At 27.0% G+C, this 21,805-nt stretch carries 21 protein-coding genes and 1 other annotated feature; of the genes, 4 read left to right on the forward strand and 17 right to left on the reverse strand.

The genetic code is table 11. The annotated features are described in order from the left end of the window. Nucleotides 1–134 precede the first annotated feature (134 nt). Nucleotides 135–337 (forward strand) — a binding site (T-box leader). A gap of 81 nt (nucleotides 338–418) precedes the next feature. Next, nucleotides 419–2,869, forward strand: coding sequence for a leucine--tRNA ligase (leuS, locus tag BN8917_RS11935; RefSeq protein WP_066874695.1), 2,451 nt, complete (start codon nucleotides 419–421; stop codon nucleotides 2,867–2,869). Between the two features lie 164 nt (nucleotides 2,870–3,033). On the opposite strand, the gene BN8917_RS11940 is transcribed toward leuS, so the two are convergent. The 3 genes from BN8917_RS11940 to BN8917_RS11950 form a co-directional block, all read right to left on the reverse strand. Continuing rightward, nucleotides 3,034–4,641, reverse strand: coding sequence for a SulP family inorganic anion transporter (locus tag BN8917_RS11940; protein WP_066874696.1), 1,608 nt, complete (start codon nucleotides 4,639–4,641; stop codon nucleotides 3,034–3,036). A 312-nt stretch (nucleotides 4,642–4,953) separates the two neighbouring features. After that, the gene (locus BN8917_RS11945; RefSeq protein ID WP_066874697.1) at nucleotides 4,954–5,691 is read right to left on the reverse strand and encodes a hypothetical protein; all 738 of its coding nucleotides are present in this window, start codon (nucleotides 5,689–5,691) and stop codon (nucleotides 4,954–4,956) included. A 138-nt stretch (nucleotides 5,692–5,829) separates the two neighbouring features. Then, nucleotides 5,830–6,288, reverse strand: coding sequence for a hypothetical protein (locus BN8917_RS11950; protein WP_141668665.1), 459 nt, complete (start codon nucleotides 6,286–6,288; stop codon nucleotides 5,830–5,832). 261 nt (nucleotides 6,289–6,549) lie between these two features. On the opposite strand from BN8917_RS11950, the gene BN8917_RS11955 reads away from it, so the two are divergent. Continuing rightward, nucleotides 6,550–6,873: a HesB-like protein gene (locus BN8917_RS11955; RefSeq protein WP_066874700.1), complete on the forward strand. Its 324-nt coding sequence runs from the start codon at nucleotides 6,550–6,552 to the stop codon at nucleotides 6,871–6,873. A 36-nt stretch (nucleotides 6,874–6,909) separates the two neighbouring features. On the opposite strand, the gene BN8917_RS11960 is transcribed toward BN8917_RS11955, so the two are convergent. From BN8917_RS11960 to BN8917_RS12000, 9 genes are all read right to left on the reverse strand, one after another. Further along, nucleotides 6,910–7,698: a GTP diphosphokinase gene (locus BN8917_RS11960; protein ID WP_066874701.1), complete on the reverse strand. Its 789-nt coding sequence runs from the start codon at nucleotides 7,696–7,698 to the stop codon at nucleotides 6,910–6,912. A gap of 114 nt (nucleotides 7,699–7,812) precedes the next feature. After that, nucleotides 7,813–8,505 carry a metallophosphoesterase gene (locus tag BN8917_RS11965; protein WP_066874702.1) on the reverse strand — a complete coding sequence of 231 codons (693 nt, stop codon included), beginning with the start codon at nucleotides 8,503–8,505 and terminating at the stop codon, nucleotides 7,813–7,815. A 19-nt stretch (nucleotides 8,506–8,524) separates the two neighbouring features. Continuing rightward, on the reverse strand, nucleotides 8,525–8,782 hold the full coding sequence (locus BN8917_RS11970; RefSeq protein ID WP_066874703.1) for an EscU/YscU/HrcU family type III secretion system export apparatus switch protein: 258 nt from the start codon (nucleotides 8,780–8,782) through the stop codon (nucleotides 8,525–8,527). 9 nt (nucleotides 8,783–8,791) lie between these two features. Then, a complete protein-coding gene (gene fliK, locus BN8917_RS11975) occupies nucleotides 8,792–10,468 on the reverse strand; it encodes a flagellar hook-length control protein FliK (RefSeq protein WP_066874704.1) in 1,677 nt (558 codons plus the stop codon). Nucleotides 10,469–10,597: 129 nt separating this feature from the next. Beyond that, complete coding sequence (gene tyrS, locus BN8917_RS11980) at nucleotides 10,598–11,818, reverse strand: tyrosine--tRNA ligase (RefSeq protein ID WP_066874705.1); 1,221 nt, start codon at nucleotides 11,816–11,818, stop codon at nucleotides 10,598–10,600. Between the two features lie 189 nt (nucleotides 11,819–12,007). Continuing rightward, nucleotides 12,008–12,424, reverse strand: a complete 417-nt coding sequence (locus BN8917_RS11985) for a hypothetical protein (protein WP_066874706.1) — start codon at nucleotides 12,422–12,424, stop codon at nucleotides 12,008–12,010. A gap of 406 nt (nucleotides 12,425–12,830) precedes the next feature. Next, complete coding sequence (locus BN8917_RS11990) at nucleotides 12,831–13,919, reverse strand: sensor domain-containing diguanylate cyclase (protein WP_066874707.1); 1,089 nt, start codon at nucleotides 13,917–13,919, stop codon at nucleotides 12,831–12,833. Between the two features lie 76 nt (nucleotides 13,920–13,995). Further along, on the reverse strand, nucleotides 13,996–15,117 hold the full coding sequence (locus BN8917_RS11995; protein ID WP_066874708.1) for a Ger(x)C family spore germination protein: 1,122 nt from the start codon (nucleotides 15,115–15,117) through the stop codon (nucleotides 13,996–13,998). Beyond that, on the reverse strand, nucleotides 15,095–16,504 hold the full coding sequence (locus BN8917_RS12000; RefSeq protein ID WP_066874710.1) for a spore germination protein: 1,410 nt from the start codon (nucleotides 16,502–16,504) through the stop codon (nucleotides 15,095–15,097). The genes BN8917_RS11995 and BN8917_RS12000 overlap by 23 nt, the downstream gene beginning before the upstream one ends. Before the next feature lie 127 nt (nucleotides 16,505–16,631). On the opposite strand from BN8917_RS12000, the gene BN8917_RS12005 reads away from it, so the two are divergent. Next, on the forward strand, nucleotides 16,632–17,726 hold the full coding sequence (locus BN8917_RS12005; protein ID WP_066874711.1) for a GerAB/ArcD/ProY family transporter: 1,095 nt from the start codon (nucleotides 16,632–16,634) through the stop codon (nucleotides 17,724–17,726). Between the two features lie 114 nt (nucleotides 17,727–17,840). Further along, nucleotides 17,841–19,496, forward strand: coding sequence for a glutamine--tRNA ligase/YqeY domain fusion protein (locus tag BN8917_RS12010; protein WP_066874712.1), 1,656 nt, complete (start codon nucleotides 17,841–17,843; stop codon nucleotides 19,494–19,496). A 47-nt stretch (nucleotides 19,497–19,543) separates the two neighbouring features. Here BN8917_RS12010 and BN8917_RS12015 read toward each other — a convergent pair whose 3' ends face one another. From BN8917_RS12015 to BN8917_RS12035, 5 genes are all read right to left on the reverse strand, one after another. Further along, nucleotides 19,544–20,107 carry a manganese catalase family protein gene (locus BN8917_RS12015; RefSeq protein ID WP_066874713.1) on the reverse strand — a complete coding sequence of 188 codons (564 nt, stop codon included), beginning with the start codon at nucleotides 20,105–20,107 and terminating at the stop codon, nucleotides 19,544–19,546. Between the two features lie 12 nt (nucleotides 20,108–20,119). Continuing rightward, on the reverse strand, nucleotides 20,120–20,368 hold the full coding sequence (locus BN8917_RS12020; RefSeq protein WP_066874714.1) for a spore coat protein CotJB: 249 nt from the start codon (nucleotides 20,366–20,368) through the stop codon (nucleotides 20,120–20,122). A 15-nt stretch (nucleotides 20,369–20,383) separates the two neighbouring features. Further along, nucleotides 20,384–20,575 (reverse strand): spore coat associated protein CotJA, encoded by a 192-nt coding sequence (locus BN8917_RS12025; RefSeq protein WP_066874715.1) that lies wholly within the window; start codon nucleotides 20,573–20,575, stop codon nucleotides 20,384–20,386. A 222-nt stretch (nucleotides 20,576–20,797) separates the two neighbouring features. Further along, nucleotides 20,798–21,082 (reverse strand): hypothetical protein, encoded by a 285-nt coding sequence (locus BN8917_RS12030; RefSeq protein WP_066874717.1) that lies wholly within the window; start codon nucleotides 21,080–21,082, stop codon nucleotides 20,798–20,800. 81 nt (nucleotides 21,083–21,163) lie between these two features. Beyond that, entirely contained in the window at nucleotides 21,164–21,469 is a 306-nt protein-coding gene (locus BN8917_RS12035) for a hypothetical protein (protein WP_066874718.1), read from the reverse strand. Nucleotides 21,470–21,805 lie beyond the last annotated feature (336 nt).

The raw sequence follows: 21,805 nt of genomic DNA on the forward strand, positions 1-21,805 counted from the left end.
AGCATAATTTGTTAAATATATTTCCTTTACTTAATTAATAAAAAAGTCTTACCCACAAACATAATTTAACTAAATGTATATCTTGACTTTCTAATTTAAGTTAATTATAATTTTCTATATCAATAATTAATATAAAAAAAGCTTTGATTAGGAGTAGTAGTATTCACTTGTAGCCTTTAGAGAGCTGTGGTTTGCTGTAACACAGTGGTACAAAAATATGAACTTACCTATGAGCTTATGTGCAAAACACATAGGGTTGCACCCTTATAGCATTTGAGTGAGAAAATATTTTTTATTTTCTAATAAGAGTGGTACCGCGATTCCCTTCGTCTCTTAGTTGAGATGAGGGGCTTTTTTTATTGTTAACTATTTTATTAATAAAATAAAAAAATAAATATATATATAGGAGGATTTTTTTATGGGAAACTACAATACATCCATTGATAAGAAATGGCAAGATAAATGGGAAGAAACTGGTCTATATAAATTTGATACAAATAGTGATAAAGAAAAACTTTATGTTTTAGAAATGTTCTCTTACCCTTCAGGAAGTCAATTACACGCAGGACATTGGTTTAACTATGGACCTGTTGATTCATGGGCAAGATTAAAAAGAATGCAAGGATACAATGTATTCCAACCAATGGGATTTGATGCTTTTGGTCTTCCAGCTGAAAACTTTGCCATTAAAACAGGAATTCACCCAAAAGACTCAACATACAAAAATATTGAAACAATGACAGCTCAACTTAAAGCTATGGGAGCTATGTTTAACTGGGAAAATACTTTAACTACTTGTTCTGAAGATTACTACAAGTGGACTCAATGGTTATTCCTACAATTATTAAACAAAGATCTTGCTTATAGAAAGAAAGCTCCTGTTAACTGGTGCCCTTCATGTCAAACTGTTCTTGCAAATGAACAAGTTCATGATGGTCTATGTGAAAGATGTAGCACGGAAGTTACTAAAAAAGACCTTACTCAATGGTTCTTTAAAATAACTGAATATGCTGATGAACTTATTGAAAAGCTTGATGGACTTGATTGGCCAGAAAAAACAGTTGCAATCCAAAAACACTGGATAGGTAAATCAACTGGAGCTGAAGTTACATTTAAAGTTAAAGACTCAGATTTAAGCTTCAATGTATTTACAACAAGAGCTGATACTTTATGTGGAGTTAGCTATGTTGTTTTAGCACCTGAAAACCCATTAGTCGATAGTATCACAACTGCTGAACAAAAAGCTGCTGTTGAAGATTACAAAGAACAAGCTAAAAAACAATCAGATATTGAAAGACAATCAATTTCAAGAGAAAAAACTGGAGTATTCTCTGGATCATATGCTATAAATCCTATAACAGGTACAGAAGTTCCTATATGGATAGCAGATTATGTTCTTGCAACTTATGGTACAGGAGCTGTTATGGCTGTTCCAGCTCATGATGAAAGAGATTATGCTTTTGCTACAAAGTTCAATCTTCCAATAAAGCAAGTTATAGTTGCTAAAGCTGGTGAAGAAACAGAAGTTCCATTCTTTGAACATGGAGTTCTTGTAAATTCAGGAGAATTTGATGGCTTAACAACTGCTGAAGCTAAAGTTAAAATAGTTGAAAAACTTGCAAAAGATAATCTTGGAGAAGAAAAAGTAAATTATAGATTAAGAGATTGGCTTGTATCAAGACAAAGATATTGGGGAGCACCTATTCCTATAATCTACTGTGATGATTGTGGAACTATTCCAGTACCTGAAAAAGATTTACCTGTTAAATTACCTTATGATGTTGAATTTGCACCAGATGGTAAATCACCACTTGCTAAGTCAGAAGAATTTGTAAATACAACTTGTCCTTGTTGCGGAAAACCAGCTAAGAGAGAAACAGATACTCTTGATACATTTGTTTGTTCATCATGGTATTATTTAAGATATCCAGATAACAAAAATGCTGATAAACCATTTGATACAGAATTAATCAATAAAATGTTACCTGTTGATAAATATGTTGGTGGTCCAGAACACGCAGCAATGCACCTTCTTTATGCTAGATTTATAACAAAAGCTTTAAGAGATATGGGGTACCTAAACTTTGATGAACCATTTAAGTCACTTACTCACCAAGGATTAATTCTTGGACCAGATGGACTTAAAATGAGTAAATCAAAAGGAAATACTATTTCTCCAGACCAATATATAAATGAATATGGTGCTGATGTATTTAGAATGTACCTAATGTTTGGTTTTGCTTACACAGAAGGTGGAGCTTGGAGTGATGAAGGAATTAAGTCAGTTCATAGATTTGTTGAAAAAATTGAAAGAAATCTTGATATAGCAAGAGAAGCTATAAAGAATGGTTCAAATAATAAAACAACAATAGATGCTGCTGAAAAAGAACTTAACTTCTGGAGACACAATACAATTAAGTCAGTTGGAATAGATGCAGATAAGCTTCAATTCAATACTGCCATAGCTAGAATGATGGAATTCATTAATGCTTTATCAAAGTATACACAACAAAAGGAAATGAACTTAGAGTTATTAAAAGCTACTGTAGAAGACTACATTAAATTAATAGCACCATTTGCTCCTCACTTTGCTGAAGAACAATGGAGCCTTCTTGGAAATGAATACTCAGTATTTAACACAGAATGGCCAAAATTCGATCCTGCTCTACTTGTTAAAGATGAAGTTGAAATAGCTATACAAGTTAATGGAAAAATAAGAAATAAAATAATGGTAGCTTCAGGACTTGATGAAGAAGCAATCAAGACTACTGCTCTTGAAGATACAAAAATCAAAGAAGCAACAGCTGGAAAAACTATAGTTAAAGTTATAGTTATTAAGGGAAGACTTGTAAATATAGTTGTAAAATAATAAAATCACCTTCTATATAAGAAGACATAGAAAAATTTAAATAGTATTATGCTATTTAAAGATAAAAGGACTATCTCTAAAGAGTAATTTATTCAACTTTAAGATAGTCCTTCTTTTATAAAAAATAAGATATAGTTTTAAACTACATCTTATTTTTATTAAAATTATTTTATTTTATTTGCTAGTTCCACTGCTTCAGCTACATCAGTAGCTGTTAAAAAGCCCTTATTTTCTAATATATTTTTATTAGAATCATTCAATCCGCTTAAAATAACTTTTATTCCTTTTTTATTACATCTATTTCTTATTACTTCAATTTTATTTATAACAGTAGCATCTATATTGCTTATATTTTTTAATCTTAAAATTAAAACCTTAATATCATTTTCTTCTATTTGATCTAAAGCATTCATCATTATTTCTACAGTTCCAAAAAATAAAGTTCCCTTTATTTCATAAACTAATATATCTTGTGAGATATTTAAATTTTTTAATGGTTCACTCTTTATCTCTTTTATTTCTAAATCTTTAGACATTCTTCTCATAAAATCAGCCATAGCAATAATCATTACTACTCCAACTGCTATAGGTATACTTGTAAGAGGTATTAAAATAGCTGTAGTTATAGCTAAAATAAAATCTATTTTAGGTCCTTTTAATAAATCTCTAAATACTTTTATTTTCAGCATATTATATCCTAAAATCATAATTATTCCTGATAATGCTGATAAAGGTATATACTCTGCTAATGGCATTAGAAAAATCATTATTAAAAATAGGAAAATAGAATTAAATATTGCTCCAAAAGGTGTTCTTGAGCCATATTTAAAATTCGCTGTAGTTCTAGACACAACTCCAGCAACTGGTGTTCCACCAAATAAAGCTGTACCTATACATGCTAAACCTTGAGCTATTAACTCTGTATTTGAATCATGTTTCTCTCCTGAAAGTCCATCACCAACTAAAGCTGCTAATAAAGATGTTATTGATCCTATTAAAGCAATAGTTATTGCTGGTTCTATAAGTTTAACTATTAAAGGAAGTGTAATATGTGGAATCATAGGCATTGGAATAGAAGATGATATTTTTCCAAAAGAACTTCCTATGGTACTTACATTTAAATGTAAAAATAAAACTATAGGTGATGTTACTAATATAGCCATTAAAGAACTTGGGATAGTTTTATTTATTTTAGGCCAAAAAAGTACCACTAATACTGCTAATATAGCTATTGCTAATGCTGCTATATTTATAGTTTTTATATTTTGTATATATGCAATCCATTTTCCTATAATATCATCAGGAAGATTATTTACTCTTAATCCTAAAAAGCTTGGTACTTCTGTTGTTATTAAAAGTATTCCTATTCCTGTTGTAAAGCCCACTGTAACAGGATAAGGTATGTATTTTATTATTGAACCCATTTTTAAAAATCCTAAAACAATTAAAATTATTCCTCCCATAATTGTTGCAATAGCAAGACCAGAAATTCCATATTGTTTAATAAGACTAAAGGATATAAGAACAAATCCACTTGTTATTCCAGTAATTTGAACTCCACTTCCTCCAAATATGGCTGCTATTAATCCACCAATAATAGCTGTAAAAATACCCATTTTAGGTGAAATACCAGATGATATTCCTAAAGCTATAGCTACTGGTAAAGATATTATAGCTGCATTTAATCCACCCTTTAAATCATTTTTTAATTGTGTCTTAGTAAAATTACCATGTTCCCCCCTTAGCATAGAAACTAACCTTGGTTTAAACATTTTACTTTCTCCTTCGTATAGATTTAATTGAATTTATCTAAAACTCTATTATAAATTTCATTATTATCATATCAATTAATCTTTAAATAAATTCTTGTTATCATTGTATAACTTTTTTAAATCTTTATCTACATTCACATATAACTTATACTAATATTCTACATAAAATTCTATCAAACTTCTTCCTATTACTAATTTACATCAAGCTTTATTTTAAAAGTAAAATATAAAATATTCTTAAATAGATATAACCATAAAAGGCTATCTCACAATACCACAGCTTGGTATTGTGAGATAGCCCTTTTATTTTATTTAATTTAGAATTTCCTTAAATTTTGCAAGAACTCTAGATGCTTCATTTCTCTTAATTTTTCTTATGTTTTTAACTTGATTTATTTTTTCTACATTATTAAATGTACCTTTACTCATATCAAGCCACTCATCTGGTAAGTATACCCATAATAATTCTTCCATAGGACAACTTAATAAAAATTTCTCTAATCCAAAGAATGAATATTCATCTATATCATGTAATTCTATTAATTTTCCATAATCAATAGCTACATTTTCATTTATTTCATATGAATATATATCAGCAAAGAAGAAATCAAAACTTTCTCTATCTGCCTTAAATCCATCCCCTTCAATTATTTTAACTTTAGGGTTATTCTTAAAATTATTCTTATAAATTTCTATAATATCTCTATTATTTTCATAAACTAAAATCTCTGTTACTTCTTCTTTTTTAGATATTTCTTCAACATAGAAACCTAATCCTAAACCTAATACACCACATCTGCCCTTTGCTTTTTTAATTGCTTCAAAGCACCCTTGCACTTCTCTAACTGAAATTTCCATTATAAGCTTATCTTTAATTTTTAATTCAATTGGGCTTTCTTTTAATTGCTTTCTTCTTTTGTAGATGTACCCGTCTGTGACCTTTTTTACTTCGCCATATGATATAGAAATATCTTTAAAACTTTGTTCTTTTATGTAATTCTTATATTCCCTTATCTTATTCTCGCAGTATTCTGCACTATATGGTGTCATAATTCTTGCTCCTCTTCTATGTTCGATAACTTATTCATAAACATAATTATAACATTATTTCTCTATGTAGAAACAATTTATTTTACATTATACTATATTTATCGATTAAAGTCCCATTATTTCACCAATATATAATAATTAATATGGTAAAAATTTATTATCAAAATTAATACCATACTTTTTATTTTTTAAATTAAGATATGATTCTGAAAGCTTAAATTTCTCAATATAATTTCTTTCACATTTATTTTTATATTCTTCAAACTTACTAAAGTTATTTTCATTAATTTCTTCTCCTAATGCCTCTAATGTATCTCTAGCGGCCATTTTTTTAGCAAGTTCTCTCCAAAAAGCTATTTCATTATATTGCTCTATTATTTTTATATCTATATTATAATTATAATCTAGTTCCCCATCATCATTTATTATTTCATTTCCACATCTTGAGATTAAGCTAAATAAAGCTTCTTCCTGTTTTTCAGTAAGCTCTTTATTTGTTTCCATTAGCATATGAGCACCAAGAAGACTTAGTTCTTTTATTATTTCAAAGTGTTCTTTTTTAAAACTTCTTAAATTATTTATTTTTGCACTCACCATATCGCCTCCTTGTAATTTACAAGCTTAATTTTACCATTATTTTACATATTTTAAAAGAATTTTTCTTCTTCATTTTTCACTATGTTTATACATAAAATTTAAATATTTTTAGATATGATTTTACTGACAAATTTATTAAGAGTATTTTAGATGATATTTTTATTAAATTCTATTGAATTTATCCCGTATTGTTATATAATTATAATTACCTTAGCTAATTAATTATAAAATTAGCTAAATTTTAATAAGGTGGTGTTTAAAATGGAAAAAGTTATAATAAGTGAAGAAGCTTATGCTGAGTTCAAAGCTTTTTTAGATGAAAATGAAATAACAGATTATAATATTAGAATAGAATTAGCTGGATATGGATGTAGTGGTCCAGCATTTAATATAAGTGTAGATTCTGCATTAGAAAATGATATAACAGAAAAAATAAATGATATAACATTTATAATTGAAGAAAGTTTAATAGATGATTTTGGTGGATTTAAGATCCTTTCAACAGAAGAAAGTGGTCTAAATGGTCTTGCATTAAAACCTTTTATTGAATCAGAAGGTGGATGTGGAAGCTGTAGCGGTTGCTAATATAAAAAAGCAGAGATTTTTGTCTCTGCTTTTTTTCTATTTATATTTATCAATATCTCTTTGAATAGATTTAAGTAAATTATTTAACTCCCAAACTTCTCCACCTTCAATAAGTTTATTTAATCTTGATTGATATCTTGAAGATTCTGCAAACTTACCAAGAGAAATAAGTGTTAAAATTCCATTTATAACACTTGTTATTATTTCAGATTTAATTTCAAATAACTTTTGAGCATCCATTATCTCATCTTTTATTTCAAGCATTTCTTCATCTAACATAAAAGCAGCATCAGCAGCCTTCTTAAGCTTAAACTTAATATGTTCTGGTACATTTTTTTTATATTTATAATTTAATGAATGTTCTATTGTTGCCCAGAAGTTCATAGCTAAAGTTCTTATTTGAAACTCTGCAAGTATTATTTTTTCACCTGTTGCCATATTTACAGGATATTTAATTACAACATGATAACTTCTATAACCACTTGATTTAACATTTCTGATATAATCCTTCTCATAGATAATTGTCATATCTTTTCTTTCTCTTATTATTTCTATTACTTTATCAATATCATCAACAAACTGGCACATTATTCTTATACCAGCTATGTCTTCCATTTCATTTTGTACTCTGTTTATAGGAATATCATACTTATTAGCCTTCTCCAAAATGCTAGAAACTTCCTTAACTCTCCCAGTTACAAATTCTATGGGTGAATACTCATTCTGCCTTCTATATTCTTTTCTTATACTCCTAAGCTTAACTTTAAGTTCATCTACCGCTTGTTCATACGGAGTTAAAAATTGCTTCCAATTCTTTATAGCCATCGCATGCACCCTCTTTTACATATTTCCAATTTATAATTATATCAAAAATAAAATCTTTTATAAACTAAATTTAGTAAATAATGTTATACTAAAATTAGTTGCTATATGCCTTTATTAATCTAATATCTTTATAGGATTAAAATCTATAAAATCACAACTTGTCAGTAAATATTCTATCCCGTCTCTTTCAGTATTTAAAACCCATTTAGGATTAGCATTATGCAAATGTCCATAAATAACTTTAGAAACTCCATATTCTTTAAAGATATCTATAATTTCAGAATCTTTTAAAGTTTCATTAGTAGGTGGATAATGAATCATGACTATTATTTTTTCATATCCAGCTTTTTTAGCTTTATCTAAAGATAATCTTAATCTTATTTTTTCTCTTTCAAATATTTTTTTATCGTGTTCTGTAAATTTTCTTTCAGAACTTTCAATATTCCAACCTCTTGTTCCACAGATTGCCCAATCTTCATAATTGAAAAAATTATTTTGTATAAAATGCATATCATCATATAATGCATTTAATTTAGTTATACTGCTCCACCAGTAATCATGATTACCTCTTATAAGCATTTTTTGACCTGGCAGCTGATGTATCCACTCAAGATCTGACTTACTATCTTCTTTAGCCATAGACCATGAGATATCCCCTGCTATTAAAACAGTATCCTCTTCCTTAATTACTTTCAACCAATTTTCTTTTATCTTTTCATGATGCTTATTCCATTTTTCACCAAATATATCCATTGGCTTATCAACGTTTAAAGCAAGATGCAAATCTGAAATAGCATATAATGCCATATATATTATCAATCCTTTCTTAATCTCTTTTATCTAAATCTGTTATATAAGCTATAATATCAGCAACTGCATCATATAATTCATATGGTATTGCTTCCCCAACATCTACATTACAAAGTAAATCTGTAAGTTCTTTATTATAGACTATAGGAACATCATTTTCTTTTGCAGTTTCTATTATTTTATCAGCGATATTTCCCATCCCCTGTGCAGAAACAACTGGTGCATTAAAACTTTCTTGATATTTTAAAGCTGCTGCCTTTCTTCTTTGATTCATAAAATCCCCCTAAACCTTTCTATCAAGCTTTAAAGTATTTTCATTATTAAAGAATTCTCTATAGTTAGTTAAAATATCGCCCTCTTCAATTTTTTCACTAACAAAAATATAAGCTATATATCCTAATTGTTCAAGAGCAATCTCAAGCTTCTTTTTATTTTTCTTTAATACATCAATACCTTTATTCTCAACCTTAAAATCAACAGTTAAATTTTTATTACTAACCCTAATAAGAGCATCTATCTCTCCTAAATTAATAGTTTTAACATTTACGACTATTTTTATGTTTTTTGAATCTATTTTTCTTCCCTGTTTTCTATCATCTTTTATTATAAGCTTACAAGGATATTCATCCTCTCTTAGCTTTACTGGAATATCTAAATAATAATATTCTTTGCCCATATCATTAAATAGCTTAAAATCATTAATATGCGGTTTTAAAATAGAAACAATACTATCAGCTAATTTTGATTCTCCTATAAGCTTCTCTGATAAATTTCTTATTATCTCCTTCATCTGTTCTTGTCTATTATTAATAGATGATTTAATTTCCTTAAAATCTCTAAAGATTTCTACAAATTCGTCATTTAAAACTTTTTCACTTTTAACTGACTTTAACACTTCACTATCAAAACTTTGCTTAGAATTAATATTTTCATAGTCCTTAATATTTAAGTTCTCCTTTGTATCTAAATCACCAACTAATTTTTCTATAAACTTATACAGCTTTAAATCTGTATTTGATAAATCAGTCTTAGCTGAAAATAAATCTTTAATATTATTCAATAAACCTTCTATCTCTTCTTTAGATGAAGTAACTGTAAGTTTATCTAAAATATTTTTAATATCTACATCTAATTCATCAATATCTATTTCATTAATAAACTTACTTATGTCCTCATTTAATTTTATATTATTAAATGAAGTTTCACCATTAAGCTTCTCAGTACTTTTATTTTCTACTAAAACTTCTTTAGATAAGGTTTTATCAATTTCTAAAAGACTCTTAAAGAGTTTCATATCATCTTTAAATAACTTATTATAACTATCTATATTATTTTCATTAAATTCTATATTGTTTTCTAAAAATGTTAATATTTCATCATTAGAAAGCTCTTTAAATTTTACAAAGAAATTTTGAAGCTTTAATGTGGTAAATTCTTTTTTTATATTATCATTAGAAATATCCCTAGAATTTAAATATCTATCTATAAAATTATCTATAAACTTTTCACTTTTAATAGATTTATCTCTAAACTCAATTAGATTATTAACTTCTTCAACTTTTTCTTTAGTTAGAGGAATATTAAACTTAAGCATACTTTCTAAGATTTCTTTTTTATCACAGCTTAGAAAAAGCTTCTTTAAGATTTCATCAAGAGGGTTTTGTACTAAATGTTTATTAAAGTTACCATCACTTTTTATAAGCTTTAAATTCAATTTAGAATTATCAAAGTCTATAACTTCAAATTTTACTAATTCATCTAAAAGCTCTTCTAAATCGCCCTCTAAATTAGCTAAGATTTCAAGTCCATCTACTGTTTTTATAGTGATAGTACTTTTATCATTAGATATATCTATTATTCTCCCTCTAAAAATCTCACCTTTTTTAAAATCAAAAGAATCTGAAATTTTTCTAAGCTCATTAATTTTAGGTACAGCTAAAACATTCATAAAATCTCTCATATATATTCCTCCACTAAATTTATCCTTTATAAATTAATATCGTAAATTTAAAATATAAAATTTATAGCAGATAATATTTCGATAAATTAAAAAGAACTGTCCTAAAATAGACAGTCCTTCTTAAACTAATTATGCTATTATTATTTTATAGAATTTCTTCTTTCCTCTTTTAACAAGAATCATATCATCTTTGAAATCTGATTCTTCTATAAGTTTCTTAGGATCTTCAAGTTTCACATCATTTACTGATACTCCACCTTGCATTATAAGTCTTCTACCTTCACCTTTTGACTTAAATACTTCATTGTTAGTAAGAACATCTAGTAATTCTGTTCCTAAATCTTCTTTTGATATTTCAATTGTAGGAACATTATCCATGTTTCCACCTGCTCCAAATAAGCTTTCTGCTGCTTCTTGAGCCTTCTTAGCTTCTTCTTCACCGTGAACAAGTTTTGTTACTTCAAATGCAAGAACCTTTTTAGCTTCATTTATAGCTGAACCTTCTAAAGCTGAAAGTCTTCTTACTTCATCCATAGGAACAAATGTTATAAGCTTTAAGCATTTTTCTACGTCTGCATCAGCAACATTTCTCCAGTATTGGTAGAAATCATATGGTGTAGTTTTTTCAGGGTCAAGCCATAAAGCTCCACTTACTGTTTTACCCATTTTTTGTCCTTCTGAATTTGTAAGTAATGTACATGTCATTGCTTGAGCATTCTTTTGTGATTTTCTTCTTATAAGTTCAACACCAGCAATCATATTTGACCATTGGTCATCTCCACCAAGTTGTAACTTACAATCATACTTTCTATTTAATTCATAGAAATCAAATGCTTGCATTAACATATAGTTAAATTCTAAGAATGAAAGTCCTCTTTCAAGTCTTTGTTTAAAAGCTTCTGCTGTAAGCATTCTGTTTACTGAGAAATGAATTCCGATATCTCTTATAAATTCAACATAATTTTGATTTAATAACCAATCTGCATTATTTACAAGTATCGCCTTATCATCACTAAAGTCTATAAATCTTTCCATTTGCTTCTTTATTGAATCAACGTTGTGTTGTATAGTTTCTTTAGTCATCATTTTTCTCATATCAGTTTTACCACTTGGATCACCAATCATAGCTGTTCCACCACCAATTAGGGCTATTGGTTTATGACCAGCTCTTTGCATATGTGCCATAAACATCATTGCTATGAAATGTCCAACATGTAAACTATCAGCTGTAGGATCAAAGCCTATATAGAATGTTACTTTTTCCTTTTCTAAAAGTTCTCTTGTCTCATCTTCATGAGTAAATTGTTTTATGTATCCACGCTCTATAAGAGTGTCTAAAACATTTGCCATTCTTACTACCTCCTGTAAAACTTATTTTTAAATTTCATTTTAAAATTGCTATCTCTTTAAAGACATAATTATAGTATATAGTTTATCACCTTAATTCACAAGAATATTTCTAAAATATAGAATTCTTTTATTTTTAATTTCCAAAAACAAAGAAGATATCATAAAATCTAGATATCTCCTTAATATAAATTAGGCTGTATATTGTTTTAAAACCTCTGGTAGTCTTTCTCCATCATTATGGATATTTATAAATACGTTTACATTATATTTATTGCTCAATTTATTTAAATCACTTAAAAACTCACTTAAATCACTAACATTAAATTTACATTGTAAAATACTACATAAATTATCTATATAAATATTTTCTACATCATAGTCCTTAGATAGTATTCCATAAAGAAATGCTGAAAATTCGCAAGCGGATTTGACTGGAAATTCATCCATTGATATAAATCTTATTCTTGGATTGATAGTAAAAATTCTTTTACTATTATTATCAATAAAAACAGAATTTCCTCTTAGCTTACTAACATTAGAGTTTGCTAAATCAGTAAGGTTTTTGCTCTTTCCACTTCCTCTTTTATTACAAAATACTTTTACCATCTAAAAACACCCCTTTTTCATTTTTTAGAGAATTATTTTGTTATTTAAGATTATTCAATTTTAATAAACTAATGTATTTAATTAAATAGTTTATATCTATTTATTATCTATAAATTTTTCTATTCTTTTAACTACCTTTTCGAATCACCTCAATACAATTATTAAACGTATAATGCATATTTTATTAACTAGTATCTCATACTTTATTATATTCTTATACCTAAATAAAAAATCACATTTTTTTCAATTTATTTCTTTCCACTTTTTTATTTGTAAAATTATTATATTAAACTAAATTAATAATCATACTATATTTATAAAAATAGATTTAAAATTATAAAAAAACGTACTATTACTTAAATAGTACGTCTTTTATTTAAACTATAATTATTTTTACTACTTACAGCTAAAATTTAACTTTATTTTTTCCTGTTCTCTTTACTATGTATAAGTTATCATCAGCCTTTTTAATTATCTTATCTATAACTATCTTCCCTGACTTATCTTTAATATCTAAATCATCAGAAAAGCTCATTCCAAAACTAGTAGTAACATTAACTTTTTGATTTCCCTCTAAATTAATATAACTTGTTTCGATTTCTTTTCTCATTTTTTCTACTTTTTTTATAGCAAGACTCTTAGTATAAGAACTTCTTATTAGAATAATTATTTCTTCTCCACCATATCTAGCTAAAATATCTTGATTATCAAGATTAGATTCTATAATTTTTACTACATTTTTTAAAACTAAGTCCCCAACCTGATGACCATATGTATCATTTACTAGCTTAAAATTATCTATATCACACATAACTAAGGAATAGAGATTATCTGTATTATTTAATACCTCATTATCTACTAAATGATAAAAATGTTTTCTATTATAGATATTTAAAAAACTATCTCTTTCAGCAGAATTCTGTATCTTTTTATAAAGTATACTATTTTCTATAGCTATAGCTACTTGATTAGATATTGCACTAACAAAGTTTATATCTTCATCCCTAAAGAAACTATAATAAATATGTTCAACTATTATATATCCTATAATAGTTTCCTTTATATAAATTGGAACAGCCATTAAAGAATTAATATTTTTTCTATCTGTACTATTTTTAAATATTCCTTCTTTATCATTTTTAATAAATGATTTTCTAGTACTAAGCTCTTCTAATGAATAATGAATTTTTGTATTTTCTAAATCTCCTAAATTAGTTGTCTTAGCTACTAAACAGTCATGCTGCATTAAATGTATTGTCGAATAAGTTACTCCAAGTATACCAACTATCATATCATTTATCATAGCAAGTAAATTTGCATCAGATATATACGAATTTATATACTTATTCACCTCAACTATATTTACAAAGATAGATAACTTCCTTTCAAGCTCTCTGTTAGCCCAATTTAAATTTTGTAATCTATTTTCTGCAAATATTTGATAACTTTGAAATTCACTATTCAATTTCTCATAAAGCTCTTTATAATCTTTCATATGTCCCCCAGAATTCAACCATCCAATATTTTCATTTGTATCATTTATTTTACAATATTATATTATCAATATCAAGTTAATAAGTATTATTTCCTACACTTCCTCCTATAATATTTAAATCAACATCTACTTTAACTTCTGCAAGTTCAATAACTGACTTATCTAGATTTACATTAGGATATTTTTTTTCAAATAAATCAGCTACATTTAAAATATCTACACCACGCTTTTTATAATAATTAAACATTGTAGTACTATACTCTGATATATTACTTTGGGCAATTTTAGTTATATGATTAATAAGCTGATTATCCACAATAAGCCTTTCTTGAGATTCATCTATAGAACAAGTAACCTTTATCTTTTTATGTAAAATTATCTTACCATCTTCATATAAGATTTTTGACTTTACTCCACTATTTAAAAGCTCTAAACTAATAAATGAATCTGGGTTTTCAGGATTAGTAACTTCTAAATTACCTGTTTCAATTTTATCAGTTAATAAATTATAATTCATACTTTCTGATTCACCTATCCTAGCAACCATAATATCATTTTTCATAGCTGCTCCACCCTTAAGTTCTAATCTATTTCCATTTACATCTGGTTTTATATTTAAAACTCCTAAAATATTAACTGATTCCTTATTTTCTCTTCTATTTAAATAATCATTTACATTCATTGCTATAACTTTAGAATCTTTTGCTGTTTTTACAACTAATTCATTTATAAAAATCCCTATATACTCTTCATCACCTTCAACACCTTTAAGAAGCTCTTCTGGACTTCCTGCTAAAACAAACATATATGGTCTAATAAGAAACTCCTGATCCTTATTCATGATATCTACATATTTAGATATACCAGTTAAGGCTAATCTTTCAGTAAATACAAAGGCCTTACATTGAGTAAAATTAAGCTTAGAGCTTGTAGCAACATTTATACTTCTAATAGCTTCTAATACAGTTTTTCCTGAACCTTTATATATAAGTCTTTTACCCTTTTCAGAACTTTCATTAGAACTTCTATAACCTTTTACACAATCTGCATAAATATCTACTTCTCCTAAGTCGTTATAGTCAAAAACTGCACAGGTTACAAAAGTAACTTTATTTATATCTCTATAGTTATAACAAGATATAAAATTTCCCCCAAATAAAATAACTACTAATATACTAATTATTATTTTCTTCATCATTATCAATTACCTTCTTAGAAATTCTATTTAACTTTCCCCTAAAAATTACATCTCTAAATCTGTAATCTTTTAAAGTAGCTAAAGGGAATAAAAATGGATAGTCAACACTTCGTAAATCTCCTAAATGAGCTAATAAAGCTAATGTTATAAATAAAAATGCTGGAAGCCCTAAAAGTGCTGAAGCTATAACAATTAATATTGACCATACTGATACTGCATTATAAGCCTTAGGTATAAGAAAATAACATAAAGAACTTATAGCAACTATTAATATTGTTATTCTTGATGCTACTCCAGCTCCAACCGCTGCATCCCCTAAAATCAAGGCAGAAACTATACTCATTGCTGAGCCTATAGGCTGTGGTAATCTAAGTCCTGCTTCTCTAATAAGTTGAAAAAATATCATCATAATTATTACTTCTAAAAATACAGGAAATGGGACTCCTGCCCTAGAAACTGCAAGTCTAAATACAAACAATGATGGTATCATAGAAAAATGATAAGTTATAAGTGCTACATAAAATCCTGGTAAAAACATAGCTATAAAAAATCCAAGATATCTTAAAGTTCTTGAAAACATAACAAAATATCTATTTAAATAATAGTCATCTGGATTTTGAAAGTTTTCTAAAAAGAAATATGGTACTGTTATTACAAATGGAGTTCCATCAACTAGAACAGCAACTCTTCCTTCTAAAACCTTTGATGATAATTCATCAGCTTTTTCTGTATATCCAACTGTATCAAAAAGTGTTTTTTTAGCTCTAAGCTCTGTTTCTATATAATTAGTATCCAAAATAAAACTATAATTTAAATTTTTTATTTTTTCTCTAACTTGATTAACTAATTTCTTAGGAGCTAATCCATCTATATATGTTAAACATACAACAGTTTGTGAATTCTCTCCTAAAAACATTGCCTCAAACTTTAAATCCTTATTTTTTATCCTTCTTCTAATTAGAGCTACATTATCTACAAATGCTTCTGAGAACCCTTCTCTAGGACCTTTAATAACAGATTCTGTTAGGGGGATTCCTATAGATCTTTTTGCAAAACTTTTTGTCTCACAATAAATTATCTTTTCATATTCTTCAAATACTATTACTGCATCTCCAGATATTATATGAAATACAGCATCATCCTTGTCTTTAGCAAAATCAACTATATTTATTTGTAGAACCTTAGAGATAATATCCTCTTGTGTATTTATATCATCTCTTTTTTCTTTAATTAATGGCTTAACTATATAGTCACTTATAAATGTTGTTGAACAAAGTACATCAGCAAATACTATAGTCGCTTTACCTAACATAGAGTTAATTTCTCTATACTTAATATCAAATGAATCCTTAAGAGTCTCTTTTATAAATTCTAAATCTTTATTCATATCAATCACCTAATATTCAGTATTTATCTAAGTCCTGATTAATATTCATTATTTTGCTAATAATAACTTTATTAATTAAAATTTTTAATATTTTTGGTTTTACTTTAAAAATAGTGGAGGTTATATAATGGAACGTACAAAACCCAAAAACCTTATATTCATAATAATTACATCAACCATTATTTCAATTGGAACATATCCATCAGTATTTATTAAATTTGGTGGAAGAAATACTTGGTTAATATGTCTTATATCAATTATCATATTTGGAATATTACTATCATTTATACTAAAAATGCTAAGAAAAGATGGAAGATATAGAGTACTTGATATTTCTAAAGATGTTATAGGTACAAAAGCTAGTAAGGTTGTTATATTTATATTTTCACTTGGCTTACTTTTAGCTTGTATAGAAGCTGCATCAGTTACTAGTAATTCATTACATACAATTTTATTTATAGAAACTCCTGTATGGTATTGTCTTATTTTATTTACTCTGACTACTTTTTATATTTCTACTAAGAGTCTTTCTGCAATAATAACAACTATTTGTATAGCAACACCATGTGCAGTAGCTTCAAACTTATTTTTAAGTATTCTTACACTTAGATATAAGACACTTTATTATCTATTTCCAATAAGAATGGATAAGTCAATTACTGAATATATTATTTGTGGTCTACTGTTTATTGGTTCACTTTCTAGCTCACTTGTTATACTTTCTATACTACATATTGTAGTTAATAAAAATAAGAAAGGCTTTAATAAACTTATAATGTCATCATATGCATTTGCTTGTTTCTTAATAGTTTGGATTCTTACTGGCATAATTACAGGGGTGGGTCCACTTAGAGCTTCCAATTTATATTATCCTAACTACATATTAGCTCAAAGAATCTTTTATGAAGGTATAGGAGAAAATGGTGAGTTTTTTTCAATAGTATATATTTCATTTGTATGGATTGGTAAATATTTATTAGCCTTTAGTTCCTTATATATTCTTTGGAAGAAAGTTATACAAAATAAAACAATATTCGCAGCTATTATCTCAAGTATAGTATTTATCGCCTCTTATTTTACTGCTAGAAATACTTATGCATTATTTGTTTTACTTAAATATTTCCAAATAATATTTTTATTTACCTTACTTATAGTTCCTATTAGTGTTTTAGTAGTTTTTTATTTTAAAACTATTAAAAAGAAAAATTTAAAAAATAAATAAAATTTCTTTGAAGGTCTTAATAATCAAGAATTTAACCGATATATTGTAGATAGTTTTTTAAATTTATGTTATATTAAAATTTATATAAATACTGTTAGAAAAGGGATGATAAGAATGTCAAACACGCCTACATCATCAAACTTTATTAGAAATATAATAATTGATGACATTGAAAGCAAAAAACACGATGAAATAATTACTCGTTTTCCACCAGAACCAAATGGATATTTACACATAGGGCATGCAAAATCTATTTGTTTAAATTTTGAACTTGGAGATGAGTTTAACGGAAAAACAAATTTAAGATTTGATGATACAAACCCTACTAAAGAAGAAGTAGAATACGTTGAATCAATTAAAGAAGACGTTAAATGGCTAGGTTATGAATGGGATAACTTATTCTTTGCTTCTAATTACTTCGATATAATGTATGAAAAAGCAGTACTTCTAATAAAAAAAGGTTTAGCTTATGTTTGTGAATTAACTCCTGAACAAATCAAAGAATATAGAGGAACATTAACAAGTCCTGGTAAGGAAAGTCCTTATAGAAACAGAAGTGTTGAAGAAAACCTTGATTTATTTGAAAGAATGAAAAATGGTGAATTTGAAGATGGAAGTAAAGTATTAAGAGCTAAAATTGATATGGCTTCTCCAAATATAAACTTTAGAGATCCTATAATGTATAGAATTTCACATGCAACTCACCACAATACAGGAGATAAATGGTGTGTTTACCCAATGTATGATTTTGCTCACCCACTAGAAGATGCAATAGAAGGAATTACACATTCAATATGTACTCTTGAATTTGAAGATCATAGACCTTTATATGATTGGTTTGTAAGAGAATGTGAAATGGAATCAACTCCTAGACAAATAGAATTTGCAAGATTAAATCTTACAAATACTGTTATGAGTAAAAGAAAACTTAAACAATTAGTTGATAATAAAATAGTTGATGGTTGGGATGATCCAAGAATGCCTACAATTGCTGGGCTTAGAAGAAGAGGATTCACTCCAGAATCTATAAGAAAGTTCTGTAAAGAAATTGGTGTTGCTAAAGCTACTTCAACTGTAGATTCACAAATGCTTGATTACTTCATAAGAGAAGATTTAGATGATAAAGTTCTTAGAACTATGGCTGTAATAGACCCAATTAAAGTAGTTATTACTAATTACCCAGAAGGTCAAAGCGAAGAAGTTGTTATGCCTAACAACCCTAAAAACAAATATTACGGTAAGAGAACTATCTCATTCTCAAGAGAAATATATATAGATGCTGAAGATTTCATGGAAGAACCAGTAAAAAAATACTTCAGATTATATCCAGGTAATGAAGTAAGACTTATCGGAGCATACTTTATCACATGTAACGAAGTTATAAAAAATGAAGACGGAAGTATAAAAGAACTTCACTGTACTTATGACCCTGAAACAAAGAGTGGATCAGGATTTACAGGAAGAAAAGTTAAAGGAACTATCCACTGGGTAGATGCTAATAACTGCTTACCTGCTGAATTTAGATTATATGAGCCACTAATAATTGATTCAGAAGAAAATGAAAGTGCTGATTTCTTAGAAAACATAAATCCTAACTCATTAGAAGTTAAACAAGGATTTATCGAATTATCAGCTAAAACATTTGATAAACAAGATAAAGTTCAATTAGTAAGAAATGGTTTCTTTAATGTTGATCCTAAGGATACAACTCCTGAAAAATTAGTATTCAATAGAATAGTTCCTCTAAAGAGCTCATTCAAATTAAAATAAAATAAAAAAGAGTAGTCAAATTATAATTGACTACTCTTTTTTATCAATTAACACTTTTTAGGTTTATCTTGTATATCCATTAAAGCTTCACCAAATCTTTGGTAGTGCACAATTTCTCTAGTTCTTAAAAACTTTAATACATCTTTAACATCGTTATCATCAGTTAAATTTATTAAATGTTCATAAGTTGCACGAGCTTTTTGTTCAGCAGCCATATCCTCATGTATATCTGCTACTGGATCATCTTTTGCTTGTATATATGTCGCAGTCCATGGAACTCCTGCTGCATCTGTATAAAATAAAGATCTACCATGGTCAACGTATCTTGCTCCGAGGCCTACTTCTTCAAGTTCTTCAACTGTTGCATCCTTCACAAGTTGGTATATCATAGATGCTATCATTTCTACATGAGCAAGTTCTTCTGTTCCTATGTCTGTTAAAAGTCCCTTAGACTTTCCTGTTGGCATAGTATATCTTTGATTTAAATATCTTAAAGCTGCTGAAAGCTCTCCATCTGGTCCTCCATATTGAGATATTAAATACTTAGCCATTTTTAAATCTTTCTTCTTTATATCCACTGGATATTCTAATGTTTTAACATAATACCACATAACTACCCCTCCTTATCTACTTTCCCATGGCCATGGTTCATCAGTCCAAGCAACTGGGCATTCAAAAAAAGCTGAACCAAAGTTAGTTAAAGGTCCATAATTTTCCTCATACTCTTTTCTAACTTTATCTGCTTCTCTAGAAACTTCATCATATTTCATCGCAGCTATTTCATCTTCAGGGAAGTTATCTAAAAATAAATTTAATTCTACACATACAAATTGATATATTCTAAATTTCTCTAATAAATCATTCCTTGACATAATATAATCACCTCATTAAAATTCTCTTTTTTCCTTTGATTTATATGGTTGATATAAATCTTTAAATATTGTTCCTTTATAAAAACCATCTACACATTTAAATAAGTTTTCGAATTTTTGAAGTCTTATATATGCTCTGGCATATTCTTTTTTATTCATTTTCTTACGATCATCTTCATACATTTCATAAAAATCATTTGGATTCATAGCTTTTATCACCCTTCAATTATTTCTTCCTTACTATGATATTTTTTAAATAATAAATATGTTACTTAAAAGGAATATTTATTTATCTAAAATCATAGAATTATAAATTATACTATTAATTATCACTTTATAGTACATTGAACATGATTAAAACAACACTTCTGAAAATAAAAAACATTAAATATATTTCTATATTTAATGTTTCTATTTATAAATCTTAAATTATTTTTTAATCTCTTCTAATTTAAATGTATAAACCATAGGTCTAAAAACATTTAATGATATTGATACCCATAATAAAATTAATATTAATCTTAAAATAAGCCCCTTTAAAAATAAACTCATAGCTATTACAGGGATTATCATTATTAATGAAAATATAATAGCTGATAATACTGTAACCTTTAATTTTTTTCTACACTTAGGACATTTTATTTTACTTGGATTTTCACTTTTTGATACATATGATTGTGTAATTTTATAATTACAATTAGGACATTTTGTCATAGCTCTACCTCACACTAAAATAAAAAAAATAAATATATGCCACAATACTAAATATTATTGTGACATATATTAAAATTATCTCTAAAATTGCTCTAAAATAGGCATTATCTTATCAAGTCTTCTTAGTCCAAAATCAGATGGTTTTACTGAAACATAGTTAACATTTATCATATCAAGTTCAGCTTTAATTTTATTTTCACTAATTATAACTTCTGGTGAAATTACAACTACATCTACATTTTCACTTTTAACTAAATCTAAATAATCTGCTTCCTTTGCAAAAATCCATTCTACTGATATATTATTTTTCACAACATATTCTTTAGCAGCTCTTTCAAATGCTTTTGCCTGAGGAAGTCCTTTACTAACAACTAAATATTTTTTCATTTCTTAAATCCCCCTTAGATTACATGTTCTATTAATTTGCTTATATGTTTAAATTGAAGCAATTTACATGCCATATATTCTCCTAAAAATTTAAAAAAGGCTTATCATATAAAATAATTAATATATATATTTATAAAACTATTTTGTCTGTATACAATCTGTATACAATTTTAAAATAAAAGACTCTTTCATTCCCATACCTAAACTATACATATTCTTAATAGTATTTAAATATTAATATTAGAAATATTATTTTTCAAAGTGTTTATATTTAAAATTAAATTTTTATACACAATTCATTCAAAGTTTAAACACATTTATACTGTAAAACCTTAT

This window comes from Clostridium mediterraneense (assembly GCF_900091705.1).
Classification (GTDB): domain Bacteria; phylum Bacillota; class Clostridia; order Clostridiales; family Clostridiaceae; genus Sarcina; species Sarcina mediterraneense.

Excerpts from the sequence above, each read along its gene's own strand:
- tyrS (WP_066874705.1), bottom strand. The coding sequence starts at position 11,818 with ATGGCAAATGTTTTAGACACTCTTATAGAGCGTGGATACATAAAACAA.
- BN8917_RS12005 (WP_066874711.1), top strand. The coding sequence starts at position 16,632 with ATGGAACGTACAAAACCCAAAAACCTTATATTCATAATAATTACATCA.
- fliK (WP_066874704.1), bottom strand. The coding sequence starts at position 10,468 with ATGAGAGATTTTATGAATGTTTTAGCTGTACCTAAAATTAATGAGCTT.
- BN8917_RS11955 (WP_066874700.1), top strand. The coding sequence starts at position 6,550 with ATGGAAAAAGTTATAATAAGTGAAGAAGCTTATGCTGAGTTCAAAGCT.
- BN8917_RS11970 (WP_066874703.1), bottom strand. The coding sequence starts at position 8,782 with ATGAATCAAAGAAGAAAGGCAGCAGCTTTAAAATATCAAGAAAGTTTT.
- BN8917_RS12010 (WP_066874712.1), top strand. The coding sequence starts at position 17,841 with ATGTCAAACACGCCTACATCATCAAACTTTATTAGAAATATAATAATT.
- BN8917_RS12020 (WP_066874714.1), bottom strand. The coding sequence starts at position 20,368 with ATGTCAAGGAATGATTTATTAGAGAAATTTAGAATATATCAATTTGTA.
- BN8917_RS11950 (WP_141668665.1), bottom strand. The coding sequence starts at position 6,288 with ATGGTGAGTGCAAAAATAAATAATTTAAGAAGTTTTAAAAAAGAACAC.
- BN8917_RS12025 (WP_066874715.1), bottom strand. The coding sequence starts at position 20,575 with ATGAATCCAAATGATTTTTATGAAATGTATGAAGATGATCGTAAGAAA.
- BN8917_RS11985 (WP_066874706.1), bottom strand. The coding sequence starts at position 12,424 with ATGGTAAAAGTATTTTGTAATAAAAGAGGAAGTGGAAAGAGCAAAAAC.
- BN8917_RS11995 (WP_066874708.1), bottom strand. The coding sequence starts at position 15,117 with ATGATGAAGAAAATAATAATTAGTATATTAGTAGTTATTTTATTTGGG.
- BN8917_RS11965 (WP_066874702.1), bottom strand. The coding sequence starts at position 8,505 with ATGGCATTATATGCTATTTCAGATTTGCATCTTGCTTTAAACGTTGAT.
- BN8917_RS11990 (WP_066874707.1), bottom strand. The coding sequence starts at position 13,919 with ATGAAAGATTATAAAGAGCTTTATGAGAAATTGAATAGTGAATTTCAA.
- BN8917_RS12015 (WP_066874713.1), bottom strand. The coding sequence starts at position 20,107 with ATGTGGTATTATGTTAAAACATTAGAATATCCAGTGGATATAAAGAAG.
- BN8917_RS11945 (WP_066874697.1), bottom strand. The coding sequence starts at position 5,691 with ATGACACCATATAGTGCAGAATACTGCGAGAATAAGATAAGGGAATAT.
- BN8917_RS12035 (WP_066874718.1), bottom strand. The coding sequence starts at position 21,469 with ATGAAAAAATATTTAGTTGTTAGTAAAGGACTTCCTCAGGCAAAAGCA.
- BN8917_RS11940 (WP_066874696.1), bottom strand. The coding sequence starts at position 4,641 with ATGTTTAAACCAAGGTTAGTTTCTATGCTAAGGGGGGAACATGGTAAT.
- BN8917_RS12000 (WP_066874710.1), bottom strand. The coding sequence starts at position 16,504 with ATGAATAAAGATTTAGAATTTATAAAAGAGACTCTTAAGGATTCATTT.
- BN8917_RS11960 (WP_066874701.1), bottom strand. The coding sequence starts at position 7,698 with ATGGCTATAAAGAATTGGAAGCAATTTTTAACTCCGTATGAACAAGCG.
- BN8917_RS12030 (WP_066874717.1), bottom strand. The coding sequence starts at position 21,082 with ATGACAAAATGTCCTAATTGTAATTATAAAATTACACAATCATATGTA.
- leuS (WP_066874695.1), top strand. The coding sequence starts at position 419 with ATGGGAAACTACAATACATCCATTGATAAGAAATGGCAAGATAAATGG.